This is a genomic window from Actinosynnema sp. NPDC002837, assembly GCF_040295345.1.
Classification (GTDB): Bacteria; Actinomycetota; Actinomycetes; order Mycobacteriales; family Pseudonocardiaceae; genus Actinosynnema.
Map to the genome: position 1 here is coordinate 25,224 of NZ_JBEOVG010000021.1, position 21,298 is coordinate 46,521.

13 protein-coding genes are annotated in these 21,298 nt (G+C 71.5%); 5 read left to right on the forward strand and 8 right to left on the reverse strand.

The window, feature by feature from the left end:
* Window position 1: 1 nt before the first annotated feature.
* From ABTZ99_RS17435 to mftA, 4 genes are read right to left on the reverse strand one after another with little or no spacing between them, the layout of a single operon-like run.
* On the reverse strand, window positions 2-2,077 hold the full coding sequence (locus ABTZ99_RS17435; protein ID WP_499612236.1) for an oxidoreductase: 2,076 nt from the start codon (window positions 2,075-2,077) through the stop codon (window positions 2-4).
* Window positions 2,074-3,261 (reverse strand): mycofactocin radical SAM maturase, encoded by a 1,188-nt coding sequence (mftC, locus tag ABTZ99_RS17440; protein ID WP_499612238.1) that lies wholly within the window; start codon window positions 3,259-3,261, stop codon window positions 2,074-2,076. The genes ABTZ99_RS17435 and mftC overlap by 4 nt, the downstream gene beginning before the upstream one ends.
* Before the next feature lie 28 nt (window positions 3,262-3,289).
* Window positions 3,290-3,559: a mycofactocin biosynthesis chaperone MftB gene (gene mftB / locus ABTZ99_RS17445; RefSeq protein ID WP_498776831.1), complete on the reverse strand. Its 270-nt coding sequence runs from the start codon at window positions 3,557-3,559 to the stop codon at window positions 3,290-3,292.
* A gap of 9 nt (window positions 3,560-3,568) precedes the next feature.
* Entirely contained in the window at window positions 3,569-3,682 is a 114-nt protein-coding gene (gene mftA / locus ABTZ99_RS17450; protein ID WP_230567598.1) for a mycofactocin precursor MftA, read from the reverse strand.
* A gap of 293 nt (window positions 3,683-3,975) precedes the next feature.
* Between mftA and ABTZ99_RS17455 the strand changes: the two genes are divergently transcribed.
* From ABTZ99_RS17455 to ABTZ99_RS17475, 5 genes are all read left to right on the forward strand, one after another.
* Window positions 3,976-4,824 (forward strand): mycofactocin-coupled SDR family oxidoreductase, encoded by an 849-nt coding sequence (locus tag ABTZ99_RS17455; RefSeq protein WP_498776834.1) that lies wholly within the window; start codon window positions 3,976-3,978, stop codon window positions 4,822-4,824.
* A gap of 554 nt (window positions 4,825-5,378) precedes the next feature.
* Window positions 5,379-6,878: a glycoside hydrolase family 76 protein gene (locus ABTZ99_RS17460; protein WP_499612241.1), complete on the forward strand. Its 1,500-nt coding sequence runs from the start codon at window positions 5,379-5,381 to the stop codon at window positions 6,876-6,878.
* A gap of 366 nt (window positions 6,879-7,244) precedes the next feature.
* Window positions 7,245-9,635: a ricin-type beta-trefoil lectin domain protein gene (locus ABTZ99_RS17465; protein WP_499612243.1), complete on the forward strand. Its 2,391-nt coding sequence runs from the start codon at window positions 7,245-7,247 to the stop codon at window positions 9,633-9,635.
* A gap of 95 nt (window positions 9,636-9,730) precedes the next feature.
* Window positions 9,731-12,571 carry a PQQ-dependent sugar dehydrogenase gene (locus ABTZ99_RS17470; protein WP_499612245.1) on the forward strand — a complete coding sequence of 947 codons (2,841 nt, stop codon included), beginning with the start codon at window positions 9,731-9,733 and terminating at the stop codon, window positions 12,569-12,571.
* Between the two features lie 31 nt (window positions 12,572-12,602).
* Window positions 12,603-14,297 (forward strand): ThuA domain-containing protein, encoded by a 1,695-nt coding sequence (locus ABTZ99_RS17475; RefSeq protein ID WP_499612247.1) that lies wholly within the window; start codon window positions 12,603-12,605, stop codon window positions 14,295-14,297.
* Window positions 14,298-15,182: 885 nt separating this feature from the next.
* Here the strand turns inward: ABTZ99_RS17475 and ABTZ99_RS17480 are convergent.
* The 4 genes from ABTZ99_RS17480 to ABTZ99_RS17495 form a co-directional block, all read right to left on the reverse strand.
* The gene (locus ABTZ99_RS17480; RefSeq protein ID WP_499612249.1) at window positions 15,183-17,282 is read right to left on the reverse strand and encodes an ATP-binding protein; all 2,100 of its coding nucleotides are present in this window, start codon (window positions 17,280-17,282) and stop codon (window positions 15,183-15,185) included.
* Between the two features lie 38 nt (window positions 17,283-17,320).
* Entirely contained in the window at window positions 17,321-18,292 is a 972-nt protein-coding gene (locus tag ABTZ99_RS17485; protein ID WP_499612251.1) for a TIR domain-containing protein, read from the reverse strand.
* Window positions 18,289-20,262 carry a TIR domain-containing protein gene (locus ABTZ99_RS17490; RefSeq protein ID WP_499612253.1) on the reverse strand — a complete coding sequence of 658 codons (1,974 nt, stop codon included), beginning with the start codon at window positions 20,260-20,262 and terminating at the stop codon, window positions 18,289-18,291. Before ABTZ99_RS17490 ends, ABTZ99_RS17485 begins: the two co-directional genes overlap by 4 nt.
* Window positions 20,263-20,448: 186 nt before the next feature.
* The gene (locus tag ABTZ99_RS17495; protein ID WP_499612254.1) at window positions 20,449-21,297 is read right to left on the reverse strand and encodes a DUF7192 family protein; all 849 of its coding nucleotides are present in this window, start codon (window positions 21,295-21,297) and stop codon (window positions 20,449-20,451) included.
* Window position 21,298 lies beyond the last annotated feature (1 nt).

The following is a 21,298-nucleotide window of genomic DNA, read 5'->3' on the forward strand; positions in this document are numbered from 1 at the left end:
GTCACACCCGCCCGAGCACGCGAGGGGACGTGGCCAACGACAGTGCGGCACGTCGGCCTTCGAGGACGGCCTGGTACGCGGTGCGCGGCGCGACGCAGTCACCCGCCGAAGCCAGCCCGGTCGGAGTCGGGCTGGGCAGCCGGTGCCCGCAGTGCACCACCACCGAACAGTCCACACCGGACTCGACACCGGTGATGACGTTCACCAACTCCGCGCGCCCGTCGAGCACCCGGCGCAGTGCCGCGCGCTTGTGCGGCCGCACGCCCGCCACCTGCAACCGGGTGTTGGCCGCGGCCAAGTCGCCGGTGATGGCGAGCTGCGTGCCGATCACCGGGTCCTGGGTGACGATGGCGGTGTCCCGACCGGCCGCGGCCAGCAGTTCCGCCGTGCCCGCGCCGGTCCAGTCGCCGACGGGGTCCACCACCAGCACCGGTCCGGCCGGCACGAGGTCGTCCACCTGCGCGCCCGCGGCGAGTCCCGCGAGCAGGTCGCGCGTCTCGATCACGGGCCCGTCCGACGTGTACGCCCGCGGTCCGGCCACCGACCCGGTGGCGAGCAGCACGGAGGCCGCGGGGTCGAGGTCGGCGAGGTCGACCCTGGTCCCGTTCTCCACCCGCACGCCGAGCCGCCGCACCTCCCGCTCCAGCCAGGACACCAACTCCGCGAGCCGCGCCCGCCCGGCGAGCCGCGCCGCGACCAGCAACGTCCCCCCGAGCACGTCCTCCTGCTCCACCAACCGCACGGACCGCCCCCGCAACGCCAACACCCGCGCCGCCTCCAACCCGGCGGGCCCACCACCGACCACCAACACCTCGTCCAACACCGAGCCCGCGCCGATACCCGCACCCGCGCCAAAACCCGCGCCGGCGTCCGACATCGCACCAACACCCACGCCGGCGTCCGAACCGCCGCCGGAACGAGTGCCCGCGCCCGAACCCGCGTCCCAGCCCGTACCCGGCCAAGGCAGGTCCACCGGCGGCTCTTCCACCTCGTACCCGCTGCCCGGGTCGCCCAGGCAGCTCACCCGGGGGTTGCGGCTGTCGCGCACCCGGCAGAACTGGTTGCACAGCACGCAAGGCCGGATGCGCTCCGGCGTCCCCGCCCGCACGAGCGACACCAAGCGCGGTTCGGCGATCTGCGCCCGCGTCATCTCCACCAGGTCCGCCGTGCCGTCCTCGACCGCCGCACGCGCCGCACCCGGGTCGACCACGCTGCCCTGCCACACGACGGCCGCCCGCCCCGACACCGCCTCGCGGACCGCCCGGCACAGCCCCGCGTTGAACCCCGGCTCGGTGTGCGAGTCGGGCCGCGTCGCGGACACGTTCATCGCCGACCCGCGCACCGGCACCACGTAGTCGACCACGTCGGCGAACCCGGCGAACGACGAGACCGCGTGCTCCGGCGTGATCCCCGCCCACGGCGCCAGTTCGTCGCACGACAGCCGCAGCCCCAGCACCCGCCCGTCGCCCACCTCGCCCCGCACCGCCGCCAGCACCTCGACCAGCAGCGCCGTCCGGTCCTCGCCGTAGCGGTCACCGCGCAGGTTGGTCAGCCCGGAGAGGAACTGCCGAAGCACGGAGTACTGCCCGGCGTCGACCTCCACCCCGTCCACGTCGCACGCCACCGCCGAGGCCGCCGCCGCCGCGAACCCCGCCACGAGCGCCGCGATCTCACGCTCCTCCAGCTCGGCCGGCAGCTCACGGCTCACCACGTCGGCCACCCGCGACGGCGCCCACAACGCCCGCTGCCCGTACGCCGAGCTGCCCTGCGAGCCCGCGTGCCCCAACCCCGCCAGCACCAGCGCGCCGTGCGGGCGGCACGCCGCGACCACCGCGCGCCACCCGTCGGCGCACGACGCCGCCAGCGGCGCGCGTTCGTAGGGCCAGTCCGAGTCGTGCACGCTCGCCGCCTCGGTGACGATCAGCCCGGCCCCGCCCGCCGCCCGCCGCTCGTAGTACGCGACGTGCCGCTCGGACAGCGCGCGCCCGTCACCCAGGTTGGTCTCGTGCGGCCCGAACAGCACCCGGCTCGGCGCCGTCCGCCCGGCCAGCACGACCGGACCGGTCAACGCGGTCATCGCGGCACTTCGAACCCGCTCAGCGGATTCGGGTCGCACGGGCGCAAGGCCGGCGCGGGGACGACGGCGGGCGGCCCGAAGGTCAGCTGCAGCGGCACCGCCTTGCGCCGCGAGTGGTCGACGTCCGACCGCGGCGCCGCGCCGACCGTGGCCAGCGCCCGTTCGCCGTGCCCGCGCACGCACTCCGGGTCGGGCCCGTCCAGCGGCAGGCCGGTGAAGAACTTCGCCGCCATGCACCCGCCCTGGCACGAGTCGAACGCCGAGCACGACGAGCACGCGCCGCCGTCGGAGGGCTCCCGCAGCCGGGCGAACAGGTCCGACCCGCGCCACACCCCGGTGAAGCCGCCCGGCTCGCGCACGTTGCCCGCCAGGAACTCCCGGTGGATCGCGAACGGGCACGCGTAGACGTCGCCCACCGGGTCGACCAGGCACACCACCCGGCCGGCGCCGCACAGGTTGAGCCCCGGCAACGGCGCCGAGCCCAGCGCGTTGAGGTGGAAGAACGAGTCGCCGGTGAGCACCCGGTCGCCGTTGGCCGACAGCCACTCGTACAGCCGCAGCTGCTGCTCGGCGGTCGGGTGCAGCTCGTCCCACACGTCGGCGCCGCGACCGGACGGGCGCAGCCGGGTGATCCGCAGCTGCGCGCCGTGCTCCTCGGCGATGGCGGCGAAGTCGTCCAGCTGGCCGACGTTCTGCCGGGTCATCACCACGCTGATCTTGAAGTCGCGGAAGCCCTCGTCGCGCAGGTTCGCCATCGCCCGCAGCGCCGTGGCGTACGAGCCGGGTCCGCGCACCACGTCGTTGACCTCGGCGGTCGCGCCGTCCAACGAGATCTGCACGTCGACGTAGTCGGACGCGGCCAGCGCGCGGGCCCGGGCGCGGTCGATCCGCACGCCGTTGGTGGAGAACTTCACGCCCACCTGGTGGTCCACCGCGTAGTCGACCAGTTCCCAGAAGTCGGGGCGCACGGTCGGCTCGCCGCCGCCGATGTTGACGTAGAAGACCTGCATGCGCTGGAACTCGTCGATCAGCGCCTTGCACTCCTGGGTGCTCAGCTCGCGCGGGTCGCGCCTGCCCGAGGACGACAGGCAGTGCACGCACGCCAGGTTGCAGGCGTAGGTCAGCTCCCAGGTCAGGCAGATCGGGGCGTCCAGACCCAGCTTGAAGTGCTCGGACAGCTTCATCGCGCGCCTTTCAGCGAGGTGGCCGGCCCTACGGGCGCGGTTCGATCGTGCCCGCCTCGGCGAGCCGGGCGAGGGCCGCCAGGTACGTGCGGTGCTCCTCGGGCAGCACCTCGGCGGCCACGAGCGCGGCGGCGGCGGAGGGCTGGTGCTCCAGCGAGCGCACCACCTCGACCAGCTTGGTGGACTTGAGGAACGACAGCCGACGGGTGCCGAAGTGGTAGGCGAGCGCGCCGAACGGCTCCGGGCGCAGCGCGAGCGCGGGCGAGCAGCGGTACGGCCGGTCCGGGTCGAATTCCATCCGGTCGACCTAGTAGACGCCGCACATGCCGTCGATCGACACGTCCTCGACGAGCAAGTCGGCCTCCACCAACGCGTTGTCGGCGTCGTTCTGCGGAATCGAGGTGTCCTGGGTGCCGCTCATGCCGTGCTCCTCGGATCGGCTGCTCAAACCGGTTCAGTGGACGACTGTAACCAGGGGTCGTGGGAGTGCCTAGCCCCTAGTCCCCTTACCCGACAGGGGATTGCGGACGAGTTCGGAACACCGGGCCGCTAGGGGGTCGAATGTCTTCCCTGGGCTGCGGGGGACCGGTAGACAGTTGGCGGGTGTCAATGCTCCGACGGGTGTTCGCGAGTTCCGACGCGGAACACCGGAACCGGTGATCGCGGCATCCGTCGACGAATTGTTCGTTCACAGCGATGGCAGGAGGCCGCACAATGGGCCGCGTTGAAGACAAGGTCGTGCTGATCACGGGCGCGGCGCGTGGGCAGGGTCGCAGCCACGCGGTGCGGCTCGCCGAGGAGGGCGCCGACATCATCGCCCTCGACCTCTGCGAGGACCTCCCGGGTATCGACTACCCGATGGCCTCGGAGGAGGACCTGGAGGAGACCGCCCGCCTGATCGAGAAGGCCGGGCGCCGGGCGTTCACCGCGAAGGTCGACGTGCGGGACCGCGCCGCGCTGCAGCAGGCGATCGACGCCGGCGTGGCGGAGCTCGGCAAGCTGGACGTGGTGATCCCGAACGCGGGCATCGCCCAGCTCGGCCCGGGCCGCCCGCTCACCACGTTCACCCAGATCGTCGACATCAACCTGACGGGTGTGCTCAACACCGTGCACTCGTCGCTGTCCTACCTGCAGCCCGGCTCGTCGGTCATCATCGTCGGCTCCGCGGTCGGCCTGATGCCGGGCCACGGCGACCCCGGCCCGATGGGCCCCGGCGGCGCGGCGTACTCGGTCGCCAAGCAGACCCTGGTGCTCTACACCAACATCCTCGCCACCCAGCTGGCGCCGATGAGCATCCGGATCAACGCGGTGCACCCGTCCAACGTCAACACCGCGATGATGCACAACCCGTCGATGTACAAGATCTTCCGGCCGGACCTGGAGGAGCCCACCCCGGAGGAGGGCGTGCAGGGCTTCTTCGCGTTCCACGCCATGCCGATCCCGTTCGTGGAGCCGGAGGACGTCTCGCACGCGGTGCTGTACCTGGCCTCGGACGAGTCGCGCTACACCACCGGCACGCACCTGAAGATCGACGCCGGCGCCCTGGTCAAGCAAGGCAAGTGAAGTAAGTCCCGAGCCCGGTGGCGGATGGCCGTGAAGCCATCCGCCACCGGGTTTCGGCGCCTTGTCGGAATGCGATTCGCAGGGCGTGCTCCCGAGGTGCTCTCGAATTTGCGGAATGATGTCCGGTGAATTGCCGGGCTGATGGGCGATGAATTTTCGGCACCACCCCTACCCGGCTGATCCGTGCATTGTTCGGGGTGGTCGACGCGGTGTGTCACTGCTTCAGGGGTTCCATTCCCGATCAGGGTGTCGGCCGCGCGGGCGGCCGACTTGGCGTCGTCGACGCCCAGGGCCCGAAGGTCGAGGGCCGTTTGTTCCGTCCTCTTTGGACTGTGTGCGCGAACCCGGGCGGCTCGGCGTGGTCGATCTTCGAGGGCCGCGGCCGGCCGGCTTTGACACGAACCTGTCCGGTGCTCCGTGTTGACGCTGTGCGAAGGCCGGTCCTAGCCTCGGTGTGAGAGCGTTCTCACACCCTGTCGGCCACCCACTCCCGTTGGGGAGGTCCTGTGCTGAACACCGTGGTTCACGCATCCCTGCTCCTGTCCTTTGTGGTCTTGGCGCCCGCATCGCCCGCCACCCCACCGGATCCGGTCACCGCGCCACCGCCGGCGACCGCCGTCTGCGACAGCTACTGCGACGACCGCGACCCCGCCCTGCCGCCCAGCGCGCACCGGTCGCCGTCCCGGCCCTCCGCCGGTTCCCGGTCGATCGCCCTCGGACCGGTCTGCAACCTCCACTGCGACGGCCGCGACCCCGCCCTCTCGGCGGGGGAGCGCGTCGCCCAGTCCGTGCCCGTCGGCACCCGTCGGGTCGCGCTGCACTTCGACAGCTCCGAGACCATGGGCTGGGCGGTGATCTCCGGTGGCGGCCAGGGCGACGCGGTCTGGCTCGACCGCTCCTACGACGCGGGGGTCACCTGGCAGCCCAAGCTCGGCTCGACCACGACACCGGCCGGCTACGGCGGCTGGCGCACGTCCATGCACAACGTGGACGACTGGGCGAACCTCGGCGTCGGGCTGCTGCGGGCCTGCGGCCAGCCGGCCGGGTCGTCGTCGATCGCCTGCACGAGCTGGTACCGCACGACGTGGAACGCCGGGAACCGCGGCACCGCGGCGGCCACCGCCCTGATGCAGCGCTACAACCTGAGCACCGGCCTGTTCGACACCACCGGCTGGTGGAACGCCGCCAACGCGCTCAACGCGATCATCGACAACGCGCGGGTCAGCGGCATGGGCAGCTACCGCTACGCCATCGCGCGGACCTACGACCTCAACCGGAACGCCTGGGCGGGCAACTTCATCAACGAGTACAACGACGACGTCGCGTGGTGGGGCCTGGCGTGGATCGCCGCCTACGACCTGACCGGCGACCGCCGCTACCTCGACACCGCCCGCGCCGGCGCCGACCACGTCCACCGGTACTGGGACCAGACCTGCGGCGGAGGCATCTGGTGGACGTCCAGTCGGACCTACAAGAACGCCATCGCCAACTCGCTGTACGTCCAGCTCAACGCCGCGCTGCACAACCGTTTGCCCGGTGAGACGACCTACGCCCAGCGCGCGAGGGACGGCTGGCGGTGGTTCGAGAACAGCGGGATGATCAACGGTTCGAACCTGGTCAACGACGGGCTCGTCACGTCGACGTGCCGCAACAACGGCCAGACCCCGTGGAGCTACAACCAGGGCGTGCCGCCGGCCGCGTTGACCGAGCTGCACCGCGCCACCGGCGACCAGGCGTACCTCGCCAGGGCACGCGCGCTGGCCGACGCCTCGACGACCAGCACCGCGCTCAACCCCGGCGGGATCGTGTTCGACAACGGCGGCGGCGGTGACGTCCCGTCGTTCAAGGGCGCCTTCGTGCGCGGGCTCGGTCAGCTGAACCGGGCGTTGCCGGACCGCCCGTACACCGCCTACCTCAAGAGGCAGGCGGACACCGCCCACGCGCGCGACCGGTCCAGCAGCGACTCCTACGACCAGCCGTGGGCCGGGCCGTTCCAGCGCAGCGACGCGGCACGCCAGCACAGCGCGGTGGACCTGATGAACGCCGCGAGCTGACCGTTCCCGCTTCCGCGGACCCGCCGGCAGGCGCGCCACCACGCGCCTGCCGGCGGCGTCCTGCGCCGTGCGCCAGGCCGGGGTCCGGGATCACCTGAGACGGCCTGGGCGTGCGCCGGGCGAAGGCAGCAACCCGCAGCACCGAACCGACGATCGGCCTGCGGCTGAATGCCGGTACTTTCGCCATCCTTCGACGTACTTTCGTAATTCTTGAACAATCTTTCGTTGACTCTGTACAAAAGTCGCCTTACCGTCGCCTGGCCCGATGTGACCTGCCTAACACGCCGGCTCCCAGGGCTCCCTGCCCGAACCCCCTTGCCGAGTCGAGTCCCCTGCTCACCGGCTTAGTTCAAGGGAGAACCGCCGATGTCGTTCCCCGCCCGTCGCATCCGGTGGCTGCGCGCCGCCGGTTCCCTCACCTCGATCGCCCTCGTCACGGCCGCGTCCCTGTCGGTCTCCTCGCCCGCGCACGCCGCCGCGCCTCCACCCCAAGAGCCCGGGGTGACGCTCAGGGTCTTCGACCTGCAAACCGAGCTCGCCCGGCTGTGCACCCTCAAGACCGGCCAGACGCCGAACGTCGACAAGCTGATGCCGTCGGTCAACTGGACCACCACCGGGGACTTCGGCCTCGCCGACCGCTTCCTGACCGAGGTGACCGGCAACGTCTCCGTCACCACCGCGGGCACCTACGGCTTCCGCCTCACCAGCGACGACGGCTCCCGGCTGCGGATCGACAACGCGGTGGTGGTCGACCACGACGGGCTGCACGGCAGCGAGTCGAAGAGCGGCTCGGTCCAGCTCGGGGCCGGCTACCACTCCCTGCGCGTCGACCACTTCGACAACGGGGGCGGCCAGCAGCTCACCCTGGAGTGGCAGCCGCCGGGCGCGACCGGGTTCAGCGTCGTGCCGAACTCCGCGCTCAGCACCGACGCGGGCGTGGTCCGGGTGACCGCGCCGGGCCGCAAGGAGTGCGAGGGCAGCGGCGACGCACCGGGCGACGGCCTGCCGCTGACCGGCGTGCACCCCGCCTACTCCCTGACCAACCTGCGCCCGAGCGGGTTCGAGCCGCAGGTCAGCGGCATGGACTGGCTGCCGGACGGCCGGCTGGCCATCGCCACCTGGGGCGGCTCGAACACCAAGCTGGGCGAGGTGCACCTGATCAGCGGTGTCACGGGAGCCACCGACCCCACGAAGGTGCGCACGCAGCGGATCGCCTCCGGGCTCCAGGAACCGATGGGGCTCAAGTACGTCGACGGCAAGCTGTACGTGTCGGAGAAGGCCGGGCTCACCGAGCTGAACGACACCAACGGCGACGGGGTCACCGACAACTACCGCCGCGTCGCGACCTGGCCGTTCGGCGGCAACTTCCACGAGTTCGCGTTCGGGATGCTGTACCGGGACGGCGCGTTCTACCTGAACCTGTCGGTCGCGATCAACTACGGCGGCGCCACGACCGACCCCCAGCCCGCGGCCAACCGCGGCACCACGATCAAGGTGGACAAGGCCACCGGCGCCATCTCCTACCTCGCCGGCGGCCTGCGCACGCCGCACGGCATCGGGTGGGGCCCCGACGGCGACGTCTTCGTCACCGACAACCAGGGCGGCTGGCTGCCGTCGTCGAAGCTGGTGCACGTCAAGCAGGACCGGTTCTTCAACCACTACACCAACCCGGTCGGCCCGTTCGACAACCGCGCGATCACCGCGCCGGTGCTGTGGCTGCCGCAGAACGAGATCGCGAACTCGCCGAGCAACCCGGTGCAGCTGACCACGGGACCGTTCGCCGGGCAGCTGGTCTTCGGCGACGTGACCTACGGCGGCCTGCAACGCGGCTTCCTGGAGAAGGTCGGCGGCGAGTACCAGGGCGCGGTGTTCCGCATGACGCAAGGGCTCGAATCCGGCGTGAACCGGATCAGCCTCGGCCCCGACGGCGCGATCTACACCGGCGGCATCGGCGCGGGCGGCAACTGGGGCCAGGCGGGCAAGCTGAACTTCGGCCTGCAGAAGCTGACGCCCAACGGCGCGGAGGCGTTCGACGTCGTGGCCATGCGGGCGGTCCAGGGCGGCTTCGAGCTGGAGTACACCCAACCGCTGTCCGCCCAGACGGTGCAGGACCTCGCGACCAAGTACAAGGCGACGCAGTGGCGCTACCTGCCGACGTCGACCTACGGCGGACCGAAGATCGGCCAGCAGGCGTTGACCGTGCAGTCGGCGACGCCCTCCGCGGACCGCAAGAAGGTCACCGTCATGCTCTCCGGCCTGCAGCACGGACACGTGGTGCACCTGCGCTCGCCCCGACCGTTCTCCTCCGAGTCCGGCAAAGCGTTGTGGAGCACGGAAGCCTGGTACACCCTCAACGTCAAGCCGGGCACCACCGCCCGCACCGGGCCGGTCAAGGGCCTCGCCGCGAAGTGCGCGGACATCAGCAACGCGGGCACGGCCGACGGCACGAAGGTCCAGCTGTGGACGTGCAACGGCACGGTCGCGCAGCAGTGGACGGTGGGCCTTGACGGGACCCTCCGCGCGCTCGGCAAGTGCCTGGACGTGCAGCAGGGCGGCTCGGCGAACGGGACCGTCACCCAGCTCTGGACGTGCAACGGGACGGGCGCGCAGCAGTGGGTCGCGCAGCCCGACGGCTCGTTGCGCAACCCGAGGTCGGGGCGCTGCCTCGACGTGGCGGGCAACAACTCCGCCGACGGCACCGCGCTGCACCTCTGGGACTGCCTCGACGTCGGCAACCAGAAGTGGGTCCTCCCCTGATCGCGGGGTCCGCGGGTTCGCCGGTCGCCCTGCCGGCCGGCGAACCACCCCTCGTCGCACGTCCAGGCAGTGAAGTCCAGGAGGACGACGTCACCATGACCAGATCCCCGCGAACCCGCACCGGCCTCGCGTCCGCCGCCCTGCTCCTGGTGGCCGCCGCGGTCCAGACCGCCTTACCGGCGACCGCCGTCGCCCAAGCGCCCGCACTGCTCGACCACTCGGCGCCCCGACAGGCGCTCGCGCCCTCGTTCCAGCAGGTCACGCTCGCCAAGGGCGCGGCCGAGATGGGCGAGCCCATCTCGATGACCGTGCTGCCCGACCGGTCGGTCCTGCACACCTCCAGGGACGGCACGGTCCGGCTCACCGACGCCGCCGGCAACACCAAGGTGGCCGGGAAGCTCACCGTCTACTCCCACGACGAGGAGGGCCTGCAGGGCATCGCCGCCGACCCGAACTTCGCCACCAACCGCCACCTGTTCCTCTACTACGCGCCACCGCTGTCGACGCCGGCCGGCGACGCGCCCTCCGACGGGACCGACTTCTCCGCCTGGAACGGGGTCAACCGGCTGTCCCGCTTCGTGCTCAACGCCGACGGCACGCTGAACACCGGCAGCGAGAAGGTGATCCTCGACGTGCCCGCCAGCCGCGGCACGTGCTGCCACGTCGGCGGCGACCTCGACTTCGACGCCGCGGGCAACCTCTACCTGAGCACCGGCGACGACACCAACCCGTTCGCCTCCGACGGCTACAGCCCGCTCGACGAGCGCGCCAACCGCAACCCGGCCTTCGACGCCCAGCGCAGCGCGGGCAACACCAACGACCTGCGCGGCAAGCTGCTGCGGATCAAGGTCAACGCCGACGGCGGCTACACCGTGCCGGCGGGCAACATGTTCGCACCCGGCACCGCGGGCACCCGCCCCGAGATCTACGCCATGGGCTTCCGCAACCCGTTCCGGTTCAACGTGGACAAGGCGACCGGGGTCGTCTACCTCGGCGACTACGGACCGGACGCGGGGTCGACGTCGGCCACCCGCGGCCCGGCGGGCCAGGTCGAGTTCAACCGCATCACCGGCCCCGGCTTCTACGGCTGGCCGTACTGCACGGGCTCGAACACCACCGAGGAGACCTACAACGACCACAACTTCGCCACCGGCGCCTCCGGGGCCAAGTACAACTGCGCGGGCGGGCCGACGAACAACTCGCCCCGCAACACCGGCCTGCCGACGCTGCCCGCGGCGAAAGCGGCCTGGATCTCCTACGACGGCTGCTCCGTGCCCGAGCTCGGCTGCGGCAGCGAGTCGCCCATGGGCGGCCCGGTCTACCGCTACAACCCGAACCTCGACTCCGCGGTGAAGTTCCCGCAGTCCTACGACGGGCACTTCTTCGGCGCCGAGTTCGGCCGCCGCTGGATCAAGGACATCGCGGTCAACGCCAACGGCACGCCGGGCGCGATCACAGCCTTCCCGTGGTCCGGCACGCAGGTGATGGACTCGGCGTTCGGCCCGGACGGCGCGCTGTACGTGCTGGACTACGGCACGGGCTGGTTCGCCGGCGACGCGAACTCCGCGCTGTACCGCATCGAGCACGTGACCGGCGGCCTCGCGCCGATCGCCAAGGCCGCCGCGGACAAGACCTCCGGCCAGGCGCCCCTGACGGTGACCTTCTCGTCCGCGGGCTCGTCCGACCCCGACGGCGACGCCATCACCTTCGCGTGGAAGTTCGGCGACGGCGGTACGTCGACGGCGGCCAACCCGCAGCACACCTACTCGGCCAACGGCGCCTACACCGCCACGCTCACCGTCACCGACAGCACCGGTCGGACGGCCACGGCGAGCGTGCAGGTGACCGTCGGCAACACGGCTCCGACCGTCACCCTGCACCTGCCGCAGCACGGCCAGCTGTTCGACTTCGGCGACGCGGTGCCGTTCCGGATCACCGTGACCGACCCCGAGGACGGCGCGGTCGACTGCACCAAGGTCAAGATCAGCTACATCCTCGGGCACGACTCGCACGGCCACAAGCTGACCGAGGCCACCGGGTGCTCGGGCACCGTCCAGACACCCCAGGACGGCGAGCACGACCCCAACGCCAACATCTTCGGCGTCTGGGACGCGGAGTACACCGACCGCGGCGGCGTCACCACCCACACCCAGCACGTCACCCAGCCGAAGAACCGGCAGGCCGAGCACCACGGTTCGGCCAACGGCGTCGCGGTCTACGACAAGGGCGCCGCGCACGGCGGCAAGGCGGTCGGCGACATCCACAACGGCGACTGGATCGCCTTCCAGCCCTACGTGCTGACCGACGCGACGACGATGACCGCGCGGGTGGCCTCGGCCGGTGCGGGCGGCACCATCGAGGTGCGGGCCGGGTCCGCGACCGGCGCGCTGCTCGGCTCCGCCACCGTGCCGGTGACCGGTGGCTGGGAGACGTTCACCGACGTCAGCGCGGGGCTGACCAACCGGCCCGCCGGCACCACCACCCTCTACCTGGTGTTCAAGGGTGGCGCGGGCGCGTTGTTCGACGTCGACGACTTCACCTTCGCTACCGGTCCCCGCACCGGCCGGATCACCGGCATCGGCGGCAAGTGCGTCGACGTGAGCGGCGCGGCCACCGCCGACGGCACGAAGATCCAGCTGTGGACGTGCAACGGCACCAACGCCCAGCAGTGGACCGCGGCCGTCGACCGGTCGCTGCGCGCGCTGGGCAAGTGCCTCGACGTGCGGTCCGGCGGCACGGCGAACGGCACGCTCACCCAGCTGTGGACGTGCAACGGCAGCGGCGCCCAGCAGTGGGTCGCGCGCGCCGACGGCGCCCTGGTGAACCCGCAGTCCGGGCGCTGCCTGGACGCGTCGGGCAACAGCTCCGCCGACGGCACCGCGCTGCACCTCTGGGACTGCAACGGCGCCGCCAACCAGAAGTGGATCGGGCCCTGACCACGACGACCGCTCGACCGAGGAGCAACTGATGTCCCGACTGCGATCCGTGCTGTCGACGATCACCGCGACGGCGGTGGTGATCCTCGCCGCGGCCCCCGTCCCGGCGACCGCGGCCGATCCCCCCTACAAGGTGCTGGTCTTCTCCAAGACCGCGGGCTTCCGGCACTCGTCCATCCCGAACGGCATCCAGGCGATCCGCGACCTCGGTGCGGCGAACAACTTCACCGTGGACGCCACCGAGGACGCCGGCGCCTTCACCGGCGCGAACCTGACCCAGTACAAGACCGTGATCTTCCTGTCCACGACCGGTGACGTGCTCAACACCACCCAGCAGGGCGCGTTCGAGTCCTACGTGCGCTCCGGCGGCGGCTTCGTCGGCGTGCACGCCGCGTCCGACACCGAGTACGACTGGCCGTTCTACGGCGGCGTGGTGGGCGGGTACTTCCACTCGCACCCCGCGATCCAGCAGGCGACGGTGCGGGTCGAGGACCGCGCCCACGCCTCGACCTCCCACCTCGGTCAGGACTGGGTCCGGACCGACGAGTGGTACAACTTCCGGTCCAACCCGCGGGCGAACGTGCACGTGCTCGCGCGCCTGGACGAGGGCACCTACTCCGGCGGCAACATGGGCGACCACCCGATCGCCTGGTGCCAGACCTACCAGGGCGGACGGTCCTGGTACACCGCCGGCGGGCACACCGAGCAGTCGTTCGCCGAGCCCGGGTTCCGCGCGCACCTGCTCGGCGGCATCCGCTACGCGGCCGGCATGACCGACGCCGACTGCCGGGCCGAGACCGGCTACACGTTGCTGTTCAACGGCTCCGACACCAGTGGGTGGAGCCAGGCCGGCCCGGGCAGCTTCGCCGTCGCCGACGCCACCCTCACCTCGCGTGGCGGGATGGGGTTGCTGTGGTACTCGGCCAAGGAGTTCCGGTCGTACTCGTTGAAGCTGGACTGGAAGCTCGCCGGCGACGACAACTCCGGCGTGTTCATCGGGTTCCCGGCGAGCAGCGACCCGTGGTCGGCGGTGAACAACGGCTACGAGATCCAGATCGACCCCACCGACGCGGTCGACCGGACCACCGGCGCGGTGTACGGCTTCAAGTCCGCCGACATCGCCGCGCGGGACGGCGCGCTCAACCCGCCCGGCGAGTGGAACACCTACGAGCTGCTCGTCGAAGGGGAGCGGCTGCAGCTGTTCCTCAACGGCGTGAAGATCAACGACTTCACCAACACCGATCCGGCGCGCAGCCTGCAACAGGGGCACTTCGGCCTGCAGAACCACGGGGACGGTGACGACGCGTCGTTCCGCAACATCCGGGTCAAGGAGCTGTCGGGCACGCGCACCGGTCGGATCACCGGCCTCGGCGGCAAGTGCGTCGACGTCAGCAACGCGGGTACCGCGGACGGCACGAAGATCCAGCTGTGGACGTGCAACGGCACGAGCGCGCAGCAGTGGACCCTGCCGGGCGACGGCACCATCCGGGCGCTGGGCAAGTGCCTCGACGTTCGGTCCGGCGGTACCGCGAACGGCACGCTCACCCAGCTGTGGACGTGCAACGGCACCGGTGCGCAGCAGTGGGCCGCGCAGTCCGGTGGCGCGCTGCGCAACCCGCAGTCCGGCCGTTGCCTGGACGCGTCGGGCAACAGCTCCGCCGACGGCACCGCGCTGCACCTCTGGGACTGCAACGGCGCCGCCAACCAGCGGTGGACCTTGCCCTGACCGGTCAACCCGCACCAACCGGACCGACCGCGTGCCCGACCGGACGTGCCCCGACTGACCGGAACCGGACCGACCGGCGTGCCCCGCCGCGCGTGCTGCCGCGGGACACCCGGTCGGTCCGGTCGATGCCGTGGCCAGCCGACCGAGGGCGGTGGACTCGTCGGCGACCCGTTCGACGTCACGGTGGCGATCGGGCAGAATGCACGTGACGCCAGGGCCTCAGGCCCGACCCGCCGGACCTCCGACCCAAGATCACCCGAAGGCGTGACGGCCTCCGGGTATGAATGGAAAGCCGGATAGCGTTGCCGGAAATGATAGGGAGGCGCGGCGGCCCCGGTCACATCACACTCCGGTAGCCACGGGCGGTCGCCCACCCAACCGGTGTACGTGACCATGGCGCCACCCGCTAGATCAGCGTGCCGTGCTCTTGGCCAGCGGGCTCCGGGCTGCGGGCTACCGACCGCTGGCGGTGCCTGCGGCAGCGGCTGGCGGGCTGCCGACGCCCGGTGGTTGGCGGGCAGGCTACCGAGCGGCGGTGGCCGGCGGGCTGGTGGGTTACCGACCCGCGGTGGCCGCTGGCCGGCGGTGGGTGGCCGGCGGTGGGTGGTCGGCGGTGGGTGGTCGGCGGTGGGTGGTCGGCGGTGGGTGGTCGGCGGTGGGTGGCCGGCGGCCGGTGGGCTACCGGCCCGCGGTGCCAGCGGCCAGCGGGCTGCCGAGCGGCGGTGGCCGGCAGGCCGGCGGCTGGCGGGCCGGCGGCTGGCGGGCCGGCGGCTGGCGGGCTACCGAGTGGGGGTGGCCGGTGGTCGTTGGCGGCGGCCGGCGGGCTGCAGCCGTGCCGACCCGGTCGCACGAGCCGCGGTGGCCGGCGGGCTGGCGGCTGGTGGGCTACGGGCCGGCGGCCGGCTCCAGCTGGGCGAGGGCTGCGGCCACGGTGGCTCCCTGGGCCGACCCCAGTGCGCGGTACAGGTCCAGGGCGGCGGTCCACCAGCGTCGGGCTTCGGCGAAGTCGCCGGCCGACGCGGCGAGCACGCCGAGTTCCTGCAGCGCCCGTGCCTCCTCGTGCTTGCTGCCGCACGCCCTCGCGTAGCGGACGGCTTGGTGGAACGCGACCTCCGCCAGGACGTGGTCGCCCGCACGGTGCCGGATGCGGCCGAGCCGGCCGAACCCCTCGGCCGCGTCCAGGTCCAAGCCGAGCCCGATCGCGACGGCGATGGCCTCCTCGGCGTGCGCGACCGCGTCGGCGAACCGGCCCAGCTCCATCTCCACGAGGGCCATGCTGCGCAACGTGATCCCGACGTTGCGGTGCGCGCCGCTGTCGCGGTACCAGCCGAGCGCGAGCTCCTGGTTGCGCAACGCCGCCGCGAACTCGCCACGCCTGCGGAGCACGGCCGCCTCGTTGGCGAGCGCGTTGCTCCGCCCGTGCCCGTCGCCGAGTTCCTCGAACAGCTCCCGCGCCCGTCGGTAGTGCTCGGCCGCTCCCTCCAGCTCGTTCAGCTCGACGAGCACCATGCCGAGGTTGTTGCGGGTGCGCGCCTCGGCGAGCGGGTCACCCGCGCGGACGCACGCCGACAGCGCCTGCTCGTGGGTGCTCAACCACCCGTCGAGCGCCTTGGTCAGGAAGTAGTAGTCCCGCAACGTGTAAGCGAGCTGCCAGCGCCGTACGTCGAGCGAGGGGTCGTCGAGCGCGCACATCGCTTCGAGGTTCCGACGCTCGAGGTCCAGCCACCGCAGTGCGGCGTCGCGCCCCTGGAGGTCGAGCATGGCCACCGCCCGTCCACCGAGGGGGAACCGCAGCCGGTGCGGCATGATGATCCGCCCGGCGCGGTCGGCCATGTGCAGGTAGTGGTCGACCAACCGCTCGACCGCGGCTCGTCGGTCCTCAGCGGTGTCGACCCGGTCGCACGTCTCCCGCGCGTACAGCCGCAGCAGGTCGTGCAGCCCGAAGCGACCGGACCCCAGGTCGAGCACGAGGTGCCGCCGCGCCAACGACCTCAGCAGCGTGGCGGCGGTGACGTGCGGGACGTCGAGCAGCGCGGCCACGGCGTGCGTGCCGAACTCCGCGCCGGGGTGCAACCCGAGTAGCCGGAAGGCCGTGGCCTCGCCGGCCGGCAGCGCCCGGACGGACCAGGAGAACACGGTCCGCACCGCGGAACGGGCGTCGTCGTCCTGGGTGTCGAGCACGTCGAGCCGCGCGTGCTCGTCGGCGAGGTCGGCCACGACACCGTCGAGCTCGGCGGACGGGGAGCGCGCGATCCGCTCGGACACGATGCGCAGCGCCAACGGCAACCCGGCGCACAACCGCACCACCCTGCCCGCGGCGGGGTGACGGGCCCGATCGCCGATCTCCGCGCGCAGGAGCGCCAGGCCGACGTCCTCGGCCAGCGGTTCGACCCGCAGCGCGGTGGCCGCGTGCTCGACCACGAGGCCGCTGAGCCGGTGGCGGCTGATCACGACGACCAGCCCACCGGCGGGACCCGGCAGCAGCGGCCGGACCTGGTCCGCGGATAACGCGTTGTCCAGCACCACGAGCGCCCGACGCCCGCTCATCAACGTCCGGAAATGCGCGGCGCGTTCCTCGACGGTGGTCAGCGCTTCCGGCCGGGCGTACCCGAGCGCTCGCAGGAAGCCCGCCAACGCGTCCTGCGCGCGCAGCGGCTCACCTCCCCCGAAACCGCGCAGGTCGACGTGGAGCTGCCCGTCGGGGAACTCGTCGACCACGCGGTTCGCCCAGCGCAGCACGAGCGCCGTCTTGCCGACACCGGCCATGCCGGACACGACGACGACCCCGCTGGACGGCAGCGCGTCCAGCCGGGCCAGCAGGTCCTCACGGCCGGTCAGCCTGCCGCCACCGGCGGGGAGCTGGCGGGGCACGGCCTTGGTGGCGGGTCCCGCCGTGATGTGCACGTCGCCGTGGATGGCACCGGCCTGCACCGCGACCGCCGCATCACCGGTCAGGCTGTTGTGCACGTCGCTTCGAGGGGTCATGACCTCGATTGTCGACTCGTCCGGCCGCGCGCACGAACTCAGAACGCGGTCTCGACCGCGCCGCTGAGGTCACCTGCCTCCAGCCAGTCGCTCCCGCTGAGGTCCACCGCGCACCCGACGTCCGACAGGCGCTGGGCCAGGAGCTTGCGCGGTGCGGGGTCGTTGGTCAACCGCACCACGAAATGCCCGTCGAGGTCCGTGAACCGCCGCACCTTGCCGAGCTCGACCAGGATCGTGCGCTCCGGGACCAACATCATCGCCATGCCGGTCTCGTAGATGACGTTCGGGCGGGCCTGCCCCGCCGGCCGCGTCGCCGGGTCGTGCTCGTCGTCGGTGTGCTCGGCCTTGAGCCGCACGACGTCGTCCGGCGTGGCGAGCACGATCACGGCACGGCCCTTGCCCAGGACGGCGTGCAGGACGTCGCCGATCTTCGGGGAGCCCTGCCGGACCTCGGCCAGCACCTGGGACCACTCCAACGGCTGCAGGCCGATCGCCCGCAGGAAGTCGAACAACGCACGGCGCGCCCTCTTGTCGCGCCCGTGGATCACGAAGACCGTGCGATCCCGGTCCGGCTCGGGCGCCGACCCGTCGCGGTGAACGGACGGAGCCGGGGCGGCGAGCCTGGCCCGTGCCTCCAGCAGCAGCTGCTTCTGGGTCTTGATGGGACCTCTGAACCGGTCGGCGTACGGGTGCTGCCAGTAACCGAGCAGGCCTTGGTGCTCGCTCGGCCGCTTGTGCCTGCCACCGAAGAACTTCGGCCGGGGCTTCACGGGCTCGTGGAGGAAGTGCTTGATGCGGTACTGCAGCGTGCGGACGCTGCCCTCGTACTCGAAGCGGAACTTCTCCCGGAGGTCGGCGGGCAGCAGCAACAGGCAGCTGGTGAACCACTCGTCGTAGTCGTCGCCGAGCTGCCTGGCCGCGCGCGCTCCCGCGGCGACGTCGTCGACCTGCACCTGCTGGGCCAGTCGGTCGAGCACGGCGACCTGGTCGATGAGCTCGTCCAACGTCATGACTGGAGGACCGCGATCAACCGGTCGACGGTGGGCGACCGCCAGTACTCCGCCCGTTGGTTGATCCGGATGCTCCCCGGCAGGTCGTTCTCGTCGAAGTCCTGGTCGATCACCAGGACCTGGACGGCCCGGTCGACCGGCTTCTTGACCTGGTGGTGCGCGAAGATCGCCGTCTCCAGCTTGGCCCAGCTCGACTTCGAGTACGACGGGCTGGCGAAGATGAGGATCCGCCTGCTGTGCTTCACGCCGTACTCGACCGTGCTCAGCGTGGTGTCGCCCGGCCACATGTCCTTGTCGTCGTACCAGCAGTTCAGCCCGACCGCCTCCAAGCGTCGCAGGACGTCGAGCACGACGGGCTTGTCCGCGCTGGAGTGGCACAGGAACACGTCGTACCGGTAGCCGTCCTCGGACCGCTGCCCGACGCGGGACAGCACCTTGAACAGGGCGTCGTGCTGGCGGCCGGTCAGCTCGTCGATGCCCTTGGCGTCGATGCGCAGCATCTTCGGCGACGTGAGGTTGGTGTAGGTGGGCGGCGGGACCTTCAGGTCGGGCAGGTCGATCCAGATGATCGGGAACTTCCGCCCGTCCAGCTCGCCTTGGGCCTCGGTGCGCAGCGTGCCGGCGACGAGGATGCACAGGCCCTTGGACTGCTCGTGCGGAGCGATGTCGTCGAGCGAGATCCGGAACGGGGTCAGCGGCACCAGTTCGCAGTACCGGCGCAGCGGCTGGAGCGGGTCGTCCGGGGAATCCGGCCCGACGGTGAGGGGGCCACTCGGTTTGCCCTTCGGGCCCGCCAGGTACGGGACGTTGTCGCTGACGTGCTCGAGGATGCGCTCGCTGATGTAGGCGTTGAACTGGGTCGCGGCGGCCTTACCCACGGCGTCGTTCCCGAGCAGCTTCGACTGGACGTCGTTGTTGTTGAACGACAGCAGCGCCACGTCCGTCAACGCCACCAGGTCGGCGGTGCGGCGGCGGCCCAGCGCGAAGGCGAAGTCACCGACGATCTCACCCACGCCGTAGGGGTACATCGGCGCGGCGTCGCCGTGGTAGCCCGTGCCCTCGGAGTTGTACACGCCGACTTGTCCGCGCAGGATGACGAACAGGGAATCGCCCGGCTCGTCGAAGCGGCAGATGAACTCGCCCTCGGTCCGCTCCACGAGCTGGCCCAGCCGCAGCATGCTCGCCAGCTCGTCTTCCTTGAAGCGGTTCAACAACGGGTTCGACTTGAGCTCGTTGCTGTTCTGGTCGCGGTACTGGAGATTCAGCGCCGCTCTCTTGAGTTCGCTGGTGGCGATCGTGGACGTCGAGTTCACCTGCCAGATCCGCTTGGTGTGGTACAGCGCGTCCCAGTGCTTGCGGAAATCGTCGGCCGGTACCGACGGCTTCTTCAGCTTGTCCGAGTCGCTCAGGCTTTCCACCGGCCACTCCGGCACGGTTTCGTCCAAGGAGAGCAGGTACAGCAGCCGGGTCGGGAAATTGCGCGCGGGAAAGGGCAGCGGTTCGTGGAAGGTCACGGCCGGATCGGTTTCCGACGATCGCATCCCGCGCCGGAACTCCTCGGAGGCGACGACGTCGTCGGCCACCACGTGCCCCAGCAGCCACCCCGCGTAGTTGATCGGGCCGCCGACGAGTTGGACCCGCCCGTCGGCGCCGACGACGTCGCAGACCTCGCCGACGTGGCAGGTGATGCGCAGCGGCACGCGCTCGGCCCTCGCCCACGAGGTCAACTCGGTGAGCAGGTCGACCGCGGGCTGCTGCCAGTCGGGTTGCCGGAAGACCACGTGGCCGCCGTCGCCACCGGACGACCAGACGACCTCGCCCGGGCCGCACGAATCGATCGTCGCCGCCACGATCCGGTTGATCTTCTCGATGCGGCGGACCTGATCGCGTTCATTCGCCTCCGAATGACCGCGGATGTCGCACGACACGATCGCAACCGGGTAGAAGTCCGTCTCGCGGGACGACTGCACAGGACGCCTCCATGGTGCCCGTCGACCACATCGTCCGCAATAATGCGGAAACGTTGCGCCCGGTGCCACTTGAACCGGTTCGCGATCATATCGCGGACGTCGGGCGAACACTTCGGAAGGCTTGCGGGGCGCCGCGGCGGTGAGGCGTCCGGCGCAGTCGATCCGGGCGGTCGGACCGGTCCTGGATCAGTCCTGGATCAGCCCCAGGTCGTTGAACACCTGCCGGCCCCACGACAGCGCCGTCGGCAGGTCGTCCCACTGCCGGTCCTCTTCGGTGAGGTACGGGAACACGTACGGGTCGGTGATCTCGGCGGGCAGGTCGTCGGCCAGGCAGGTGTACGGGGGACGCCCGTAGTTGTCCGCGTACACCGCCTCGGCGACCTCCTTCGGCTGCGCGTCCCAGACGCCGAACCACAGCCGCCGCAGCATCCCGGGGTGGGCCATCGCGAAGATCAGCCTGCCCACGTCGAACGGCTCGCCGGCCGAGATCACCCGCGCCACGCCGCAGTAGCGCTGGGGCTGCCGCGGCGAGTGCAGTATCCCGGCGTCCCCGGACCAGATCTCCACGCTGTGGCCGGCGTCGATGATCGCGGCGCACAACGTGGCCAGCGCCAGGCCGCGGTTGATGATCACGTCGTGCGCGATCCGGTGCGAGTACCCGGACGGGACGAGGAACGTGATCACCTTGCCCCGCCGGGAGACCTGGCGGGGCACCGCGTCCACCATGCACTCCGGCACACCGGCCAGGTACGCGCCGACGTCCACCTCGCTGCCGGTCACGTCCCAGGTCGGCTCCAGCACGGTGACGGCGTGGGAGAGGCCGGCGCTCTCGCGCAGCTCGCTGATCGTCACGTCGGCCTCCTCCAGCGCCAGCGGCCAGCCGTCGACGGCCAGCCGGACCGCCTCCTCCCAGGAGGAGCCGTGCCACCCGGTGTCGGCTCTCCGGCTGGTCCCGTGGGCGATGGACGGCGGAGCCGTGGCGGCGTCGAGGAACTCGCGCCAGGACAGCAGCGGGGGCAGCGTTGTCCGCAGCACG

What these genes read in the sequence shown, in the direction of transcription:
- ABTZ99_RS17435 (WP_499612236.1), bottom strand. Translation starts at nt 2,077, where the DNA reads ATGACCGCGTTGACCGGTCCGGTCGTGCTGGCCGGGCGGACGGCGCCG.
- mftC (WP_499612238.1), bottom strand. Translation starts at nt 3,261, where the DNA reads ATGAAGCTGTCCGAGCACTTCAAGCTGGGTCTGGACGCCCCGATCTGC.
- mftB (WP_498776831.1), bottom strand. Translation starts at nt 3,559, where the DNA reads ATGGAATTCGACCCGGACCGGCCGTACCGCTGCTCGCCCGCGCTCGCG.
- mftA (WP_230567598.1), bottom strand. Translation starts at nt 3,682, where the DNA reads ATGAGCGGCACCCAGGACACCTCGATTCCGCAGAACGACGCCGACAAC.
- ABTZ99_RS17455 (WP_498776834.1), top strand. Translation starts at nt 3,976, where the DNA reads ATGGGCCGCGTTGAAGACAAGGTCGTGCTGATCACGGGCGCGGCGCGT.
- ABTZ99_RS17465 (WP_499612243.1), top strand. Translation starts at nt 7,245, where the DNA reads ATGTCGTTCCCCGCCCGTCGCATCCGGTGGCTGCGCGCCGCCGGTTCC.
- ABTZ99_RS17470 (WP_499612245.1), top strand. Translation starts at nt 9,731, where the DNA reads ATGACCAGATCCCCGCGAACCCGCACCGGCCTCGCGTCCGCCGCCCTG.
- ABTZ99_RS17475 (WP_499612247.1), top strand. Translation starts at nt 12,603, where the DNA reads ATGTCCCGACTGCGATCCGTGCTGTCGACGATCACCGCGACGGCGGTG.
- ABTZ99_RS17480 (WP_499612249.1), bottom strand. Translation starts at nt 17,282, where the DNA reads ATGACCCCTCGAAGCGACGTGCACAACAGCCTGACCGGTGATGCGGCG.
- ABTZ99_RS17485 (WP_499612251.1), bottom strand. Translation starts at nt 18,292, where the DNA reads ATGACGTTGGACGAGCTCATCGACCAGGTCGCCGTGCTCGACCGACTG.